This is a genomic window from Spirillospora sp. CA-128828 (assembly GCF_050945415.1).
In the GTDB taxonomy this organism is placed as follows: Bacteria; Actinomycetota; Actinomycetes; order Streptosporangiales; family Streptosporangiaceae; genus Spirillospora.
The window spans coordinates 9,255,798-9,269,853 of the sequence record NZ_CP191986.1 but is presented as its reverse complement, the minus strand read 5'-3'; the positions used below and the strand labels follow the sequence as shown (position 1 = coordinate 9,269,853).

18 protein-coding genes are annotated in these 14,056 nt (G+C 69.9%); 10 read left to right on the top strand and 8 right to left on the bottom strand.

All coding sequences use genetic code 11. The annotated features are described in order from the left end of the window. Positions 1-42 precede the first annotated feature (42 nt). Positions 43-495 carry an Lrp/AsnC family transcriptional regulator gene (locus ACQPXG_RS44565; RefSeq protein WP_433465179.1) on the bottom strand — a complete coding sequence of 151 codons (453 nt, stop codon included), beginning with the start codon at positions 493-495 and terminating at the stop codon, positions 43-45. A 108-nt stretch (positions 496-603) separates the two neighbouring features. Between ACQPXG_RS44565 and ACQPXG_RS44560 the strand changes: the two genes are divergently transcribed. Then, positions 604-1,215: a LysE family translocator gene (locus ACQPXG_RS44560; protein ID WP_433465178.1), complete on the top strand. Its 612-nt coding sequence runs from the start codon at positions 604-606 to the stop codon at positions 1,213-1,215. 85 nt (positions 1,216-1,300) lie between these two features. On the opposite strand, the gene ACQPXG_RS44555 is transcribed toward ACQPXG_RS44560, so the two are convergent. Together ACQPXG_RS44555 and ACQPXG_RS44550 are read right to left on the bottom strand one after the other, a co-directional pair. Next, positions 1,301-1,966, bottom strand: coding sequence for a class F sortase (locus tag ACQPXG_RS44555; protein ID WP_433465177.1), 666 nt, complete (start codon positions 1,964-1,966; stop codon positions 1,301-1,303). Next, positions 1,967-2,674, bottom strand: coding sequence for a hypothetical protein (locus ACQPXG_RS44550; protein ID WP_433465176.1), 708 nt, complete (start codon positions 2,672-2,674; stop codon positions 1,967-1,969). Positions 2,675-3,160: 486 nt separating this feature from the next. Here ACQPXG_RS44550 and ACQPXG_RS44545 point away from each other — a divergent pair, with 486 nt between their 5' ends. Both ACQPXG_RS44545 and ACQPXG_RS44540 read left to right on the top strand, forming a co-directional pair. After that, the gene (locus tag ACQPXG_RS44545) at positions 3,161-5,521 is read left to right on the top strand and encodes a hypothetical protein (RefSeq protein WP_433465175.1); all 2,361 of its coding nucleotides are present in this window, start codon (positions 3,161-3,163) and stop codon (positions 5,519-5,521) included. Between the two features lie 152 nt (positions 5,522-5,673). After that, entirely contained in the window at positions 5,674-6,108 is a 435-nt protein-coding gene (locus tag ACQPXG_RS44540) for a hypothetical protein (RefSeq protein ID WP_433465174.1), read from the top strand. Positions 6,109-6,163: 55 nt separating this feature from the next. Here the strand turns inward: ACQPXG_RS44540 and ACQPXG_RS44535 are convergent, their stop codons facing one another. Beyond that, a complete protein-coding gene (locus ACQPXG_RS44535; RefSeq protein WP_433465173.1) occupies positions 6,164-6,727 on the bottom strand; it encodes a TetR/AcrR family transcriptional regulator in 564 nt (187 codons plus the stop codon). A gap of 95 nt (positions 6,728-6,822) precedes the next feature. Between ACQPXG_RS44535 and ACQPXG_RS44530 the strand changes: the two genes are divergently transcribed. Continuing rightward, positions 6,823-7,272: a hypothetical protein gene (locus ACQPXG_RS44530; protein WP_433465172.1), complete on the top strand. Its 450-nt coding sequence runs from the start codon at positions 6,823-6,825 to the stop codon at positions 7,270-7,272. 12 nt (positions 7,273-7,284) lie between these two features. Here the strand turns inward: ACQPXG_RS44530 and ACQPXG_RS44525 are convergent, their stop codons facing one another. Next, the gene (locus ACQPXG_RS44525; RefSeq protein ID WP_433465171.1) at positions 7,285-8,046 is read right to left on the bottom strand and encodes a (R)-mandelonitrile lyase; all 762 of its coding nucleotides are present in this window, start codon (positions 8,044-8,046) and stop codon (positions 7,285-7,287) included. 400 nt (positions 8,047-8,446) lie between these two features. On the opposite strand from ACQPXG_RS44525, the gene ACQPXG_RS44520 reads away from it, so the two are divergent. Both ACQPXG_RS44520 and ACQPXG_RS44515 read left to right on the top strand, forming a co-directional pair. Beyond that, positions 8,447-8,968: a hypothetical protein gene (locus tag ACQPXG_RS44520; RefSeq protein ID WP_433465170.1), complete on the top strand. Its 522-nt coding sequence runs from the start codon at positions 8,447-8,449 to the stop codon at positions 8,966-8,968. Continuing rightward, a complete protein-coding gene (locus ACQPXG_RS44515) occupies positions 8,932-9,522 on the top strand; it encodes a hypothetical protein (protein WP_433465169.1) in 591 nt (196 codons plus the stop codon). Before ACQPXG_RS44520 ends, ACQPXG_RS44515 begins: the two co-directional genes overlap by 37 nt. A gap of 43 nt (positions 9,523-9,565) precedes the next feature. On the opposite strand, the gene ACQPXG_RS44510 is transcribed toward ACQPXG_RS44515, so the two are convergent. Next, positions 9,566-10,240, bottom strand: coding sequence for an anti-sigma factor family protein (locus ACQPXG_RS44510; protein ID WP_433465168.1), 675 nt, complete (start codon positions 10,238-10,240; stop codon positions 9,566-9,568). Then, entirely contained in the window at positions 10,233-10,781 is a 549-nt protein-coding gene (locus ACQPXG_RS44505; RefSeq protein ID WP_433465167.1) for an RNA polymerase sigma factor, read from the bottom strand. The genes ACQPXG_RS44510 and ACQPXG_RS44505 overlap by 8 nt, the downstream gene beginning before the upstream one ends. 103 nt (positions 10,782-10,884) lie before the next feature. Between ACQPXG_RS44505 and ACQPXG_RS44500 the strand changes: the two genes are divergently transcribed. From ACQPXG_RS44500 to ACQPXG_RS44485, 4 genes are all read left to right on the top strand, one after another. Continuing rightward, a complete protein-coding gene (locus ACQPXG_RS44500) occupies positions 10,885-11,319 on the top strand; it encodes a hypothetical protein (RefSeq protein ID WP_433465166.1) in 435 nt (144 codons plus the stop codon). 16 nt (positions 11,320-11,335) lie between these two features. Further along, complete coding sequence (locus tag ACQPXG_RS44495) at positions 11,336-12,010, top strand: cytochrome b/b6 domain-containing protein (RefSeq protein WP_433465165.1); 675 nt, start codon at positions 11,336-11,338, stop codon at positions 12,008-12,010. Then, the gene (locus tag ACQPXG_RS44490) at positions 12,007-12,204 is read left to right on the top strand and encodes an anti-sigma factor family protein (protein WP_433465164.1); all 198 of its coding nucleotides are present in this window, start codon (positions 12,007-12,009) and stop codon (positions 12,202-12,204) included. The genes ACQPXG_RS44495 and ACQPXG_RS44490 overlap by 4 nt, the downstream gene beginning before the upstream one ends. Positions 12,205-12,468: 264 nt before the next feature. After that, positions 12,469-13,746 carry a helix-turn-helix domain-containing protein gene (locus tag ACQPXG_RS44485; protein ID WP_433465163.1) on the top strand — a complete coding sequence of 426 codons (1,278 nt, stop codon included), beginning with the start codon at positions 12,469-12,471 and terminating at the stop codon, positions 13,744-13,746. 38 nt (positions 13,747-13,784) lie between these two features. Here ACQPXG_RS44485 and ACQPXG_RS44480 read toward each other — a convergent pair whose 3' ends face one another. After that, a complete protein-coding gene (locus tag ACQPXG_RS44480; RefSeq protein ID WP_433465162.1) occupies positions 13,785-14,009 on the bottom strand; it encodes a hypothetical protein in 225 nt (74 codons plus the stop codon). Positions 14,010-14,056 lie beyond the last annotated feature (47 nt).

Here is a 14,056-nt window from a genome sequence, read left to right as displayed (position 1 = left end):
AGGGCCCGTTCGCGTTTCAGCGCGTTCTCAAGGAACGTCGGCTCATGTGGGCAGCGGCCGGTCATGGACGACGTGTTTCATCACGAGCGTGGAGTTCAGCCGCTGCACACCGGGCAGCGCGCACAGCACGTCGTCCTCCAGCTCCTGATACGCGGTCAGGTCGGCCGTGACGATGCGCAGCAGATAGTCGGGATCGCCGAACAGCCGCTGCGCCTGCACCACCTCGGGCACCCGGGCCACCGCCGCCTCGAAACCGAGCAGCGTTTCGCGGTCCTCCTGCCGCATGGTGACGAACACGAGCGCCTGGAACGTCAGGCCGAGTGCGGCGGCGTCCACGATCGCGCGGTATCCCTGGATCGCCCCGCTGCGTTCCAGCTCCCTCAACCGGCGATGGCACGGCGAGACGCTCAGCCCCACCCGCGCCGCCAGGTCCGTGACCGTCAACCTGCCGTCCTCCTGGAGCACAGCAAGGATTTTGCGGTCAATGGCGTCCATGTAGCAGATCTTCGCACAGAATCGCTCGAACAGGGCAAATGTTGAAACCATTTCCTGTCCGATCGAACGTACTCTCCCGGTAACAGCCGATATCCGGGGAGAACTGGCATGGCAGCGGGCTCGGTGTTCGCCTTCTGGGCGGTCGCGCTTCTGCTCATCGTCGTCCCGGGCGCGGACTGGGCCTTCACCATCGGCGCCGGCCTGCGAGGCGACTCCGTCGTTCCCGCCGTGGGCGGTCTCGTCGTCGGCTACGCCGCGATCGCCCTGATCGTCGCCGCCGGCGTCGGCGCCGCGGTCGCCGGGTCACCGTCGGTCCTGACCGGCCTCACCGTCGTCGGCGGCCTTTACCTCATGTGGCACGGCGCGACGAGCTTCGCCCGTCCCTCCGCCCCTGATCCTCAGGCCGAGCCGGGCACCGGCTGGAGCACCTTCCTGCGCGGCGTCGGCGTCAGCGGCCTCAACCCCAAGGGGCTGCTGATCTTCGTCGCGCTGCTGCCCCAGTTCACCGACCCGGACGACCGCTGGCCGATGTCCGCGCAGCTGGGCGTCCTCGGCCTGACCTTCGTGACCACCTGCGCCGGGTTCTACCTCTGCCTGGGCACCCTGACCCGCACCGTGCTGAACGCACGCCCCGGCACCGCGCGCCTGATCAGCCGCCTCTCCGGAGCCGCGATGACCGCCATAGGCGCCTGGCTGCTCATCGAACACACCCTGCCCTGACTCGCGGTGCATCCCGGGGCCGGGCCGTGACGGCAGAACGCCCGCCCGTCCACAGGGTGCGGACGGGCGGGCGTTCTCTGTGCGGTCAGGAGCCGATGAGCCTGGCGTAGACGATCAGGTTGTCGGTGTAGTGGCCCACCTTCGCGTCGAAGGCGCCCCCGCAGGTCACGAGCCGGAGGGACGCGTAGTCCAGGTCTTCGCCGAAGACCTTCCTGTGGGGGAAGGCGTCCTTGTCGACCCGCTGCGCCGTCTGCACGGCGAAAGCGGCGGTGGAGCCGTCCTTGCGGCTGACCTGGATCCTGTCGCCCGGCCGCAGTTCCTTCAGCCGGTAGAAGACGGCGGCCTTCTTGTCGGCGTCGACATGGCCGAGGATGACCGCCGGGCCCACCTCGCCCGGCGTGACGCCCTCCTTGTACCAGCCGGCCAGGTTCGGCCGGCTCAGCGGCGGCTCCTCGATGCGCCCGTCGGGCCGCAGCCCGATCTGGCCGACCGGAGCCGACACGCCGATCTTCGGAATGGTGATCTCGGTGGGCAGGGAGTGGGACAGCGGCGAGGTGTTCGACGCGGCCGTGGTGCCGCTCGGGGTGCCGCTCGGGGTGGTCCCGCTCGCCACGGGCTTCGGCGTGTCCGAGGACGAGGCGGGGGCGCCGCCGTCTCCTCCGCAGCCGCCGAACAGCAGACCGGTGAGCAGCGCGCCGGTCGCCGCGGTCAGGACGCGGCGACCGGCGGCCGATGCTGGGAACTCAGGCAACTACGACCGCACCGTCCTACGCCGGAGCGCGACCGCGCCCAGGCCGGCGGCCATCAGCGCGCCCCAGGCCCCCGCGAGCAGCGGCGCGGAGGAGCCGCCCGGCTGCCGGTACATGCTGCCGTCACCGGTGTTGATCGGCCCGGTGGGGATCTTCGGCGTCGTGGGCGTCATGTTGTTGCCGCCCTTTTCGGGGCTGGTGCTGAACTTGACCGACCCCAAGCCCTTGCAGACCACCGTGGCGGTCGTCGGGTCCGGCAGGTTGCCGCGGAACGTGCCGGTCGCCGTCCAGGTGCTCTTGCCGATCTTCTTCACCGGCAGCGGGTTCTGGGTGTAACCGTTGCTCGTGATGGACACCGTGCTCGGGCAGGTCACCGTGAAGGTCGTCTTCAGGCCGGGGGCGACGCGGCGGCTGGACAGCTTCACCTTGTCGTAGCCGAACTTGAACGTCGGCTTCGGCGTCGTGGGGGGCGCCGTCGGCTCGTCGTCGCCCGGGCTGACCGCGACCCAGTGCGGCTGCTCCTGCCCGGACTTCTTCATGCACTTCAGCAGCGTGCCGTCTTCGGCCTTGGCGGTCGTGCCGAGTTCGGCCTTCTTGCAGAACTGACCGGCCTTGGGCGGGGCATCGGGGGTCGCGAGTGCGGGGCCCGCCATCCCGAGCACCATGGATCCCGCGGCGATCGCCGCCGCTGTCAGCCGAGTTGCGCGCATTGCCTTTCTCCTCTGATCGGGAACTCTCCATGCCTCCCGGGCGAAGGCCGCACTGGCGATGGCGGGGGATGCCGCGCTTCGGCGCGCGACTGACATGCGGGTGCGCTCGTGGTCCGAGACCCGGTGGGACGGATGAGAATGACGCGCCCGAAGCTTAGCGAGACTCCATTGCGACACAACCCTAAATGTGGGAAAACATAGGTCGAATGACCGGGTTCGGACATCTATAGGGATGTCGTAAACCTTTTCCGAGTTCGGGCGACCTTCACCTTCAGAGAACGTCCGAGGAATGCCGTGCGATCCGCCGCCCCAAGTTGCGCGGCCGCCTAAAGGCTGCACGGTAGGCGATTGAACCGCATGCGCGAGGTGCGTGCGGTGACCCATACGAGAGCAAGGAGGCGACGTGGCCACACACGTTCGCAAACGCAGGCTAGGCAAGTGGTGGGTCCTTGAGAAGGGCACCGAACCGCTGGTGAAGATCTTTGCTTGCGGACTACGCTCCTGGCCAAAACGGCACATTGGGAGCACCTCATCGACGCCGACCAGCGTGGGTCGTCCGCCTTGTTCCAGTCCTCCGCCCTGCCCGACTGGCGTCCGGTGCTGGCCTCGGCCGCCGACCGTTTCAAGGAGGGGCTGTCGGAAGGGCCAGTGCCCCTGCCGCTCATCGAGGCGCTCCTGGAGGAGCAACGTATCGAGTGCCTCAAGCACCTGGCGTCCAACAGGGACAGCGTCGGCGACGACCTAGACCTGCAGGCCCGCATCGCCGCGACCGGTCATCCGGATGTGGCGCGCGCCATCATCTTCGGCAGGCCCAACCTTCCCGACACGAACTGGTGGCCGCTGCGCGGCTGCCGCGAGGTGCTGGCCGCCGCCCGGCCGCACGAGGACTGGACGAAACCGGCAGGCGTCCTCGCACACCTCGGGCTCGGTCGAACGCGCCGGCGCCGCGCCCTGGTGGTGTGTCCGGTGGGACGATCCGCGCGCACGACGCTCATCGACATCGCCTCCGAGCTCACCCGCGCCGAGCAGTTGCGCGGGCTGCTCACCGTCCACGACCACGACGGTGGCCTGATGAGGCTGGGCCATCTCAACCAGAACAAGTTCCGTCCGGAGGTCTCCGAGGTCCTGCGCACCGTCCTGGCGAACGGCGACGCCGCCGCGTTGCGCGAGGCGGTGACCGTCGCTGAGGGCAGTGAAGGCCTCATCGAGGAACTCTACGAGAACGAGGCGCAGTACGACCCCCTGGAAATCCATCTCGACATGGTGGGACTGCGCGACCGCATCGACTGGGATGCGCTCCGGCGCGCGCACGCGGACCGCCCGTTCGGGAAGTACGCACTGAAGGCCCTGGCGACGCGCTCCGACTTCCCCGAGGCACTACGCCCGCCCCCGCTTCCGGCGAAGATCCTCGTCAAAGACGAGACCGGCCTGCCCGCCCTGGTCAGCAAGCACCTCGGCGATAGCGTCGGCGCCTGGCGTGAGGCTCGCAAGCGCCTTCCCCGTTTCAACGGGGACGTCGCCGACATGCTCGCCGAGGTCGGCGAGGCCGCCAAGGCTCCGGGAAGCGGGAAGGCGGCGGCCCAGTGGCCCGGCGCGGGCGAACTGCCCGCCTGGGACCGCGTCGCCTCCGTCTCGGGAACACGGGCGAAGTTCGTGGCCCTGCTGGACGCCGCGGCCGTCGAGACGCATCTGGTCCTGCTGAGGCACCTGGACGACCGCACGGTCGGTGATCTGTTCGGCCAGGCCACATGGCGCGCCGAATGGCTCGATTTCGCGATGAAGGCCAAGCAGAAGCGCTACCGGCTCGCGCTGGCGCAGCGGCCGTCGCTGACTTCTGAGGCCGTCGAGGTGTTGATGAGCCGAAACGATCCGGCCGTCAACGCCCGGCTGTTCCTGCGGACCGGCGCGACGGGCCCGCAGCGGGAACGGCTGCTGTCGGGACGGCTGAGCAAGGACCTGGTCGAGCGGCTGATGGAGCGCGACGGCGGGTTCCGCGCACGCGACGCGATCAGCTGCTCCAACGTGCGGCTGCAACGACGCATCCTGTCCCACGTCCGCGTGCGCGGCGTCACCCCGCAGCTCCGGCTGCTGCTCAACCTGTGGGAACGCGGCGGCCCCCAGGCGGTTCGCGACCTGCTCGACAACGAGCCGAAGGGGGTGACCTTCTCCCGCAACGTCATCCGCCGCGAGGTTCGCAAGCCCGTCACGAAACTGCTGGCCCAGCAGGACGCCGTCGCGGCGCTGGAGGAACTGCGCGCCACCGTCGCCGCCGGCGAGACCGCCGAGGCCCAGATCGCCGGACTGCGAACGCAGGGCACGCATCCCGCGGCGGAGGTGTTCCGTGAGGCGCACCTGTGGCACTGGGACGAGATCATCGCCGAACACCGGCGCAGGCCGTTCGGCCCCACCGTACTGATCGGCCTGGCCGAGATTCCCGAGTGCCCGCAGGAGATCCGCGACGAGGCCGACCGGCGGCGGTGGCGCTGGATCGAGTCCACCGGCTCCACGGTCGGGGGCGAGACCGCCCGGGAGATCCTCGACGGCAACAGCGCAGGTCCGTGGCTGTCCCGCGCGGTCCGCGCGGGTGCGGTGACCTGGGAGCAGGTGGTCACGCTCGCGCGCCCGGCCGACGCGGCGCTCGCCGCCATGACCGGCCCGGAAGCGCGGGCGACCCTCGCCCCGCTGGTACGCGACCACCTCGACCCCGTCCGTGAGTCATGGGTCCTCGTGCTGCGCATGCTCCCGGGCTTCACCGGAACCGTCACCGAACTCCTCCACACGGCCGCCGCCGCGACAGCCCACCACCCCCAGACGGCCGTAGGCAGAGGGAGAAGCCGGCGCCCGTAGCCGGCGGGATCGGCACCGTGGACGAGCGCAAGCAGCGCCACGAGATCAGGTGACGGTGGAGCGGGCTCCATGTTGCGCGGTCGTGCCTGCTCGGCACGGTAGGCCCCTGAGTAGCGCGCACCCGTATGCGCGCCCAAACAGGGAGAATCCCAATGATGCATTTCGCTCGCAGGCCCATCGACACCGAAAAGGTGGCCATCATCGCCCTGGGCGTCGTAAGTGTCGCCCTCGCCGGTGTCGTCATCGCCAAGGTCTGCGCCGCCATCGTGGACGACGGCAGCTCCAGCGCCGACGAGCTCGTCGTCAAGCTCGTCGTCGCCTTGCTCATCTGCGCTGCTGTCGGCGCCATGATCTCGGCCGTGCGCGGCGTGATCGTCCGCGCGGTCCTCGGCTACCGCTTCGGCTTCCTCGACCTCGTGGTCGCGGCTGTCACCGGTGTGGTCGGGGCCGTCATCGGCGGGCTCATCGGCTCCGCCCATGACATCGTCCTCGACCATGACGCCGGCATTCTCTTCGGCGGGCTGATCGGTTTCCTCGCCGGTTTGTTCGTCGCCATCGGCAGCCTCGCGGTCAGCCGGGGCGAGTAACTCATACGCAGGGGCCCATGCGTACCGCCGGGTCCCTGTACGTCTTTCACGGGCCTTATGCGGGCAGGGCGAGGGTGTGGAGGCCGGCTCGGATGCGCTCTGGGGCCACATCGCGTGCGGTGACGAGGTAGTCGATCACGTCGGCGCGCAGCGCGGTGAAGACGGCGTGGGCCAGGTAGTCGGCGTCGTCGCCCGGACGTGCGCGGCCCAGGCGACGGGCAAGTTCCTCGATCCAGAACCGGCTGGCCGGGTTGGCGTAGTACGCGTACGGGCCGCGGTGCTCCAGCGCCCGGATCAGGCCGCGGTTGGCCCGGACGAAGTCGAAGAGGGCGTCGAGGTAGGCGTGCAGGGCTTCGTCCGGTGTCGCGCCCGGCCCCAGTGGCGGCGGCCCCGACTCCACCGCCGCTCGCAACGCGGAGACCCGCGGTTCTATCACCGCCTGGATGAGGGCGGTGCGGTCGCCGAAGCGGCGGAACACGGTCCCCTTGCCCACGCCGGCCGCGGCGGCGATGTCGCTCATCGACACGTCCGGTACGCCCTCGCGGTCGAACAGGTCCGCCGCCGCCGACAGGATCGCCTCGCGATTGCGGGCGGCGTCCGCCCGCTCCGACCTGACCATCCGTCCCCCTTGCTCATCCGGACCGTAGGTCCGTATTCTAGCGCCCGAGACGATCCGGACCGAAGGTCCGCTTAATGCCGTCAAAGGGGGACGCCATGGAGTCGGATACCGGCCGGCGTGAGATGGCCGTGCGAGCGATCGAGGACATCCGGGCGACGCCGGTTCAGCCCTACCGTGAGGGTGCGCCCGTGCGCCGGGTGATCAGAGTGCGCGGACGGGTGACCGGGCAGCCCCGTCCCTTCGGGATCAACGTGACCCGGGTCGGCGGCGGCCTTTACCTGTGCTCGGCGATTCGCCACCGAGACTGGGTGCGCAACCTTCTCGGGGCAGGCCGCTGCACCGTCGAGCGGGACGGCCCGGACGGCACCGACGCCGACTACGCCGCCGTTCTGGTCGAAGGGGCGGAGGCCGCCGCCGTGCTCGCGACGTACCTGCCGCAGGCCGGCTACCAGGACCCCGAACTGCCCTTTCCCATCGGCGCGCCGATCGCCGACATCACACCGCACACGACGGTGACGGCGGTCTTCCGCCTGGATCCCCTGTGAAGTCGGTCGCCGTCAGGCCTCGGGGAAGACGAGGTCGGCGTTGAGGCCGTCGGCGAGCAGGAAATACCCGAGGAAGGTCACGCCGTCCTCCTGGGCGTCGAAGCGTGCGATGCGCACGCCCTCGGGCTCGTAGAACACATCCCCGGGCTTGAGCAGGGTCTCGGGTTCGCCTTCGATCTGGTAGACCGCCGAGCCTGTCTCGATGCTGCCGAAGACCGGTCCGTTGTGGATGTGCAGCCCCGCGGCGTATCCGGGGGCGATGGTGATCTGCCGGATTTCGACGCGCTGGGTGGCCAGCGGCTCCGGGAGCCTCTGGTCCATGACGATCACGCGGCTGAGCGGCGGCGGCTCGGCCTGTTCTCCACCGTCACCGCCGTGTCCGGCCTTGTATTCGGCGTCCGTCACGGCCTCGGCGAACTCCGCCGTCCTCCCGTCCTCCGGCAGCTCCTCGATGGCCAGATGGGTCATCGCGCCGCCGGGGGCCGCGCCGTGCCAATGCCATTCACCGGCCTCGATCCGTACGGTGTCGCCCGTGCGGATGGCCTCGACCTTTCCACCGCGGCGCTGCACGAGCCCGGTGCCGTCGGTGACCACCAGCACCTGCCCGGCCGGGTGCCGGTGCCAGCGCGTGCGGGCGCCGGGCGCGAAGCGGACGCTGTCGACCTGCGTACGCGAGGGGCCTTCGGGGGCGGCGAGTTCTTCGACGCGGGCCCCGCCGGTGATCAGTTCGGACGAAACGGAGACGCTGTCGCGCGGAGCGCGGGATATACGCATGAGGGCAGTGTACATACTGATAGGTACAGAGATCCATGCGGCGACGGTCCGCGCCTGATGAGAAGTTCGGCCAAGCGGTGGCCGGGCCGTGGTCAGGCGGGTGGAGGGGCACGCTCAATACATGGCGCCTGCTCAGTCTCAAGAATGGACGTCCGGGGCTCCGTCAACGAATTTGAAGAGCCTCTACGAGTCACGCGGACCCAGTCTCTTTTCGCGCATTCACGTGAATCTCAGTGCCACCGAATTGGCAAGTGAAAGGGCCGGGTCCGGTAGGGGTCCCGCCCGGAATGTCTATAATGACAAACTGTGGCGGCTTGTATCGGCTTCGGTGATGCCTCGGGAACGCGGCTGCGTTGCAAGCTTCCGCAGGTCAGGTACTTCACGCCGACGGAAAAGGAAGGTGCGGCGCATGCCGGATGACGATGTCGGCCACACAATAAGAGGCATCGCCCGCCACGGTGGCGTCGTTCTGACGGTCGGTGTCGTCACACTCATCGTCAGTCTCATCCTCGGTCTGATGTACGTGTTCGGATGGGGATTCTTCGCCCAGGTCACGGCGCCGTGGCGCGGTGCCGCCGAGAAGCGGGAACAGGTCGAGGGCAGCGGGACCTACCGGATCGCGGCCTACGACCATTTCTTCGACCTCTGCGCCCAGGTGCAGTCCGACGAGGCGTCGATGAGAAATCTGCGACGTGAGCTGGCCTCGAAACCGAAGCCCGGCGATGAGCGTGCGATGCAGATCAACGCGTCGATCACGGCCTTGGAGAACAACCGAGCCGAGAACATCAACCAGTACAACGCGGATGCCGCGAAGAAGTACACCGAGGGACAGTTTCGAAGCTCGGGGCTGCCGTACCGGCTCGGGCTGAGCACCAAGGAGACACAATGCACGTCGAGTTCACCGTCACCCGCGCACACCTGAGGCGCACTCTCGTATTGCTGGCCACTGCGGCCGTGGCCCTGTTCTCCCTCGTCAGCTGCACGGACAGCTCCGGCGAGCAAGAGCAGGACCGCACTCTGGGCGGGTACACGAAACTGGTCACGCAGCAGCCGAGCCAGACGATGAGCTATTCACCGACCCGCAACACGGCCAACTTCTGGATCAAAACCTGGGACAAGCCCGGCAAGCTGAGCTACGTCTACCTGCAGAACAGCGACGGCGACCTGCTCGGCTACTACGTTTTCAAGGGCCTGCCGGTGCCCTACTGCGTCAGCCTCACACCACCGGACCAGGTCAGCGGCAGGGGCGACTACGGCGTCGTGCGCAAGGCACCGAGCGTCGACGGGGTCTACTACGGTCAGGGCGACTGCTCTCGCTACTTCGGCATCGATGCCACGACCGGCGGATACGTCGAGTACACGGCCGGTCTCGGGATCAACGTGCTGCTCTACGACCAGCCGTTGCCGAACCACCCGAACGTGAAACCGCTCGGGCGCACCCGGATCAACGAGGACGGCAAGCCGGTCGCGAACTGAACCGGCCGGCGGCCGGAGGTGTCACCCACCGTCAGGGCTCTGTTCAGCCAAAGTGGGCGAGGAGGTCGCCGGAAGGGCCGTGGAAGCGCATCAGGAGAATGTCGTGAACGGTGACCGGCACCGTCGTGCCCCACGAACCCTGCTCGTTCTTGACGGTCATGGTGCCGAGGCTGACGTCGCGGCCCTCCTGGGTCGTGAGCGTGATCTGGTAGGCGCCCGGTTCCCGGACGGACGTCATCGTGACGAAGAGCCAGGCGGGTGAGCCCTGGTAGGCGAAGACGTATCCGGACGGTTTCGCGCCGTCCCCGTCGACGGGCACCGTGCGCAGGTACCGGCCGTGGGCGACGGAGAGGGTCTTGCGGTAGCCGTCGGCGAGCTGCCGGTCGTCCGAGGTCCGCTGCCAGACCGCGGCCCCCGCCGCCCCCGCGATGAGCAGCGCGGACGCGGCCAGCGCCAGTGCGTTGCGCAGGCGCCGGGGGCGTTCGCGGCGGAGCATGGGGGCCAGGGCGGCGGCCTCGAAACCGGCGGGCGGCTGCCGTTCCGGGACGAGCCGCAGCAGTTCGTCGACGAGCGCGGTCTGCGCTTCCAGTTCGCGGTGGCATCGGCCGCATCCGGCGAGGTGGCGCAAGGCCCGCGCGCGTTCCTCCGGTGGCGCGACACCCGCCGCGAGCTCGGGGAGGACCTGCCGCGTCTCGGCGCATTCCGGACGGTCAGTCATGGGTCACTCCCAGCGCCTCACGAAGTTTCGCGAGCCCTCGGCGGAGCCGGGTCTTGGCGGTCCCCAAGGGTATGTGCTCGCGGTCGGCAATCTCACCGGCGGTGAGCCCGTAGTACACCGACAGGACGATGGGGGTGCTCTGCTCGGGTGGGAGGGCCCGCAGGGCCTCGCGGAGTTCTTCGGCGTCCTCGAAACTCGTGGACGGCGCGGCCCCCCGCTCCCCGCCGGTGAGCGTGCTCAGCAGGACGTGCGGATCGACGGGCCGGTCGCCGCGCAGGCGCATCGCGTCCACGGCGAGGTTCCGGGTGATGGTGAGCAGCCAGGTGATCGCCCGGCCCTTGCGCGGGTCGTAGGCGCCCGCGTGCCGCCACGCGCGCAGGAACGCCTCCTGCGCGACCTCCTCCGCTATCGCCGAGGACCCGACCAGCGCGTACGCCAGTCCGTAGACGCGGGCCTGATACCGCCGGACGAAGACGGCCGCCGTCTCGGCATCGCCCGCGGCCATGCCGGTGAGCAGCGACTCATCGGAAAGTTCCCACATGTTCAATACGGGAGCGAGCCCCGAAAGGGTTCACGAATCGACGAATCTCTTCGTCCCTCCTCGCCGTATTACCGCCGACACGAAGCACGGCGAGGGGAGAACCGTGAACACGAAGATCGTGATGGCCGGTGTCGCCGCGGCGGCGCTCGGGCTGAGCGCGTGCGGTGGAAGCTCGGAGGCCGCGAGCGGGGGCGGCGGTCCGGCGCTGAAGATCGAGTCGCCCGCGGAGGACGCGAACGTGCAGGCTCCGGTGACGCTGAAGTTCAGCAGCAGCGTGGCCATCGGACCCGAGGACTCCGGCAAGGACCACGTCCACGTCATCATCGACGGCAAGACCAACGAATACACGGTCGTGACGTCCTCGCCGTACCAGATCAAGAACCTGCCGGCCGGGAAGCACACCATCGGTGTGACGCTCCAGCACGCCGACCACTCGTCGGCGGGCGCGAGCGCCAAGGTCGACGTGAACGTCACGAGCGGCGGCTCCACCGGCGGGTCCGGCGGCGGCTCCGGTGGTGGCGGGAACTATGGCTATTAGGTCGCGGACGACGGACGTGGGCGGCACGCGTCCGAAGCGCGACACCGTGGAGAGGTACACGCGGCCGACGCGGTGGTTCCACGCGGGCGTCTACGCCGGGGTGCTGGTGCTGCTGGCCACCGGATGGTGGCTGCTCCTGGGGCACGAGGGCCGGCCGAGCCTTCTCGCGAGGCTGTTCCACATGCCGGACACCACCCTGCACAAGGACGTGGGCTGGGCGCTGACGGCGCTGGTCGTCCTGGGACTCGTCGTGGGGGTCCGCGCGGTGCGCACCTTCGTGATCGAGTCGCTGCGGTTCCGGCGGGGCGACGCACGATGGTTTCTCCGCTGGCCGGCGGCGGTCGTGACCGGACGGTTCGTCCGGCACGGCGGTCACTTCGACCCGGGGCAGCGCGTCGCCAACGTCCTCCTGGCCGCCGGGCTGCTCGTCCTGGTGGGGAGCGGTGTCGGCCTCGTGACGCTGCACGGCGGCCCGGCGTTCGCCGTGCTGGCGCGCGTCCACAAATGGGCGACGTACTTCTCCACGGTGCTCATCGCCGGCCATGTCCTCGTCGCCTCCGGGATCCTGCCGGGGTATCGCGGCGTCTGGCGGTCGATGCACCTCGGCGGCCGTCTCGACGCGAGGGTGGCCGGACGGCTGTGGCCGGGCTGGCTCGAACGCGTCCGGAACGACCGGCGGGACCCGCCATGAGCTGCCCCTACCGGATGGACACCGGGGCCTACGTCCTCGGGATCCTGGCGCCGGCCGACCGGTTACGGATGCGGGAGCACGTGGACGGCTGCCCGTCGTGCCGGGCCGAGGTCGCCGATTTCACCGAGGTGCTCGAACTGCTCCGCGGCCTGGTCGCCCGCCGGGACCGGCACGACGGCTGTCCGGCCGACTGAGGCGGCGGGCGGGCGGCCGAGGAGCGTGCGGGCCTCCGGCGGTCGGAAGGACGTCGATTTCGCATTGGAGCGGCCGTCCGGCCAGAGGGTCCGGAGGGCGCGGACCAGCCGTTCAACCACCCGGCCGATGTCGGTCGTATATCGACTTAGACTTTGCGCGCCGGGCATGCCACGGGTCATGATTTGCCCCACACAGGTCCCATAAGTAAGTAATTACCCCGTGTGTACGGCGCGCAACGCAGGGGGACGGAGCTGGGAGGTTCTGTGGCGGACGACGGTTCCACCACCAGCGGGCGCCCGTGGGCGGATCTGCCGAGGGAACTGGCGGATAACATGCGTCCGCACCTCGACGAGGTGGCGGACGACATGATCCAGGAGATCCAGACGCGCGTCAGGGAGTACGACCGGCCGGGGGACGGCTCCTACTCGGGGACCCTCCGCCTCGCCGTCGAGCGCGTGCTCCACTTCTTCGTCGACCGGGTGGCCGATCCCGGCCATGATCCGGCTCCGGTGACCGACTTCTTCCGCGCCATCGGCCGCGGTGAGGCGGGCGAGGGGCGCAGCCTCGACGCCATGCAGACCGCGATGCGGGTCGGCGGCATGGTGGCGTGGCGGCGGATGACCGAGGGCGCCGAGGTGCTGCAGGTGCCGCCGCGCACGCTCGGTGCCGTCGGCGAGGTCCTGATGCAGTTCCAGGACGAGCTGGCGCACGCCGCCGCCGAGGGCTTCTCGCAGGCCAAGGCCGCCGTCGCCGGCGAGATGCAGCGCCGCCGCAAGCGCCTGCTCGACCTGCTGTTCGCCGACCCGCCGGCCGCGCGGGAGGCGATCGCCGACCTCGCCGCCGCCGCGCACTGGCCCGTCCCGCGGACGGTCGCCGCGGTCGCGCTCGGCCGGCACCCGCAGGACACCCGGCAGCCCGCGTTCCCGCCGGACGTCCTCGCCGACCTGACCCGCCGCACCCCCAGCCTGATCATTCCCGATCCGGACGGCCCCGGCCGCGCCAAGCTCGTCGACCGGGCGCTGTCCGGGACGCTCGCCGTCGTCGGCCCGACCGTCCCGCTGATGGAGGCGGCGCGGTCGATCCAGTGGGCGCGCAAGACGCTGTTCCTCGTGCAGCGCGGGGTGATCGAGGCGGAGAGCGGCGTCATCCGCAGCGTGGAGCACATGTCCACGCTGATTCTCTTCCAGGACGAGGGGCTCATCACGTCGCTCGCCGACCTGCGGCTCGCGCCGCTCGCGCACCTGCGGGCCAGCCAGCAGGACCGGCTCGCCGAGACGCTGCTCGCCTGGCTGCAGTCGGGCCGCAACGCCAACGAGGTCGCGATGCGGCTGCACGTCCACCCGCAGACGGTCCGGTACCGGCTGCGCCAGCTGGAGGAGCTGTTCGGCGACCAGCTGCTGGACCCGGACCTGCGCTTCGACCTGGAGATCGTGCTGCGCGCCCGGGCGCTGCTGGCCGACAACGCGCGGGAGCGCATCATCCCGCCCGCCCGCGAGGTCGTCGGCGACTCCGGCGAGGTCGTCACCCTGCGCCGGAGCTGACCACCCGGCGGGCGCCCCCGCAGGAGAGCCGCTCGGAGTCAGCGGAGGCTGGACGATCTCAGCCGCTCGGCGGTGGCGACGCGCTCGGCCAGCCGGGTCTGCGCGTCGCACAGCAGCCACAGTTCGCCCTCGTCGGTCGCGACGAGCTCCTCAAGGCAGCCGTTGAGCAGCTGGTAGTCCGACAAGGGGGTGACCCGTGTGGCCCGCAGGCCCCTGCTCGATCGTTCGCTGTGCCAGCCGGGCATGCACATGGTCACCGACATCGTGCGGGGCTCCCTCGGTCGGCCTTTGGTAGGACTACCATAGAACT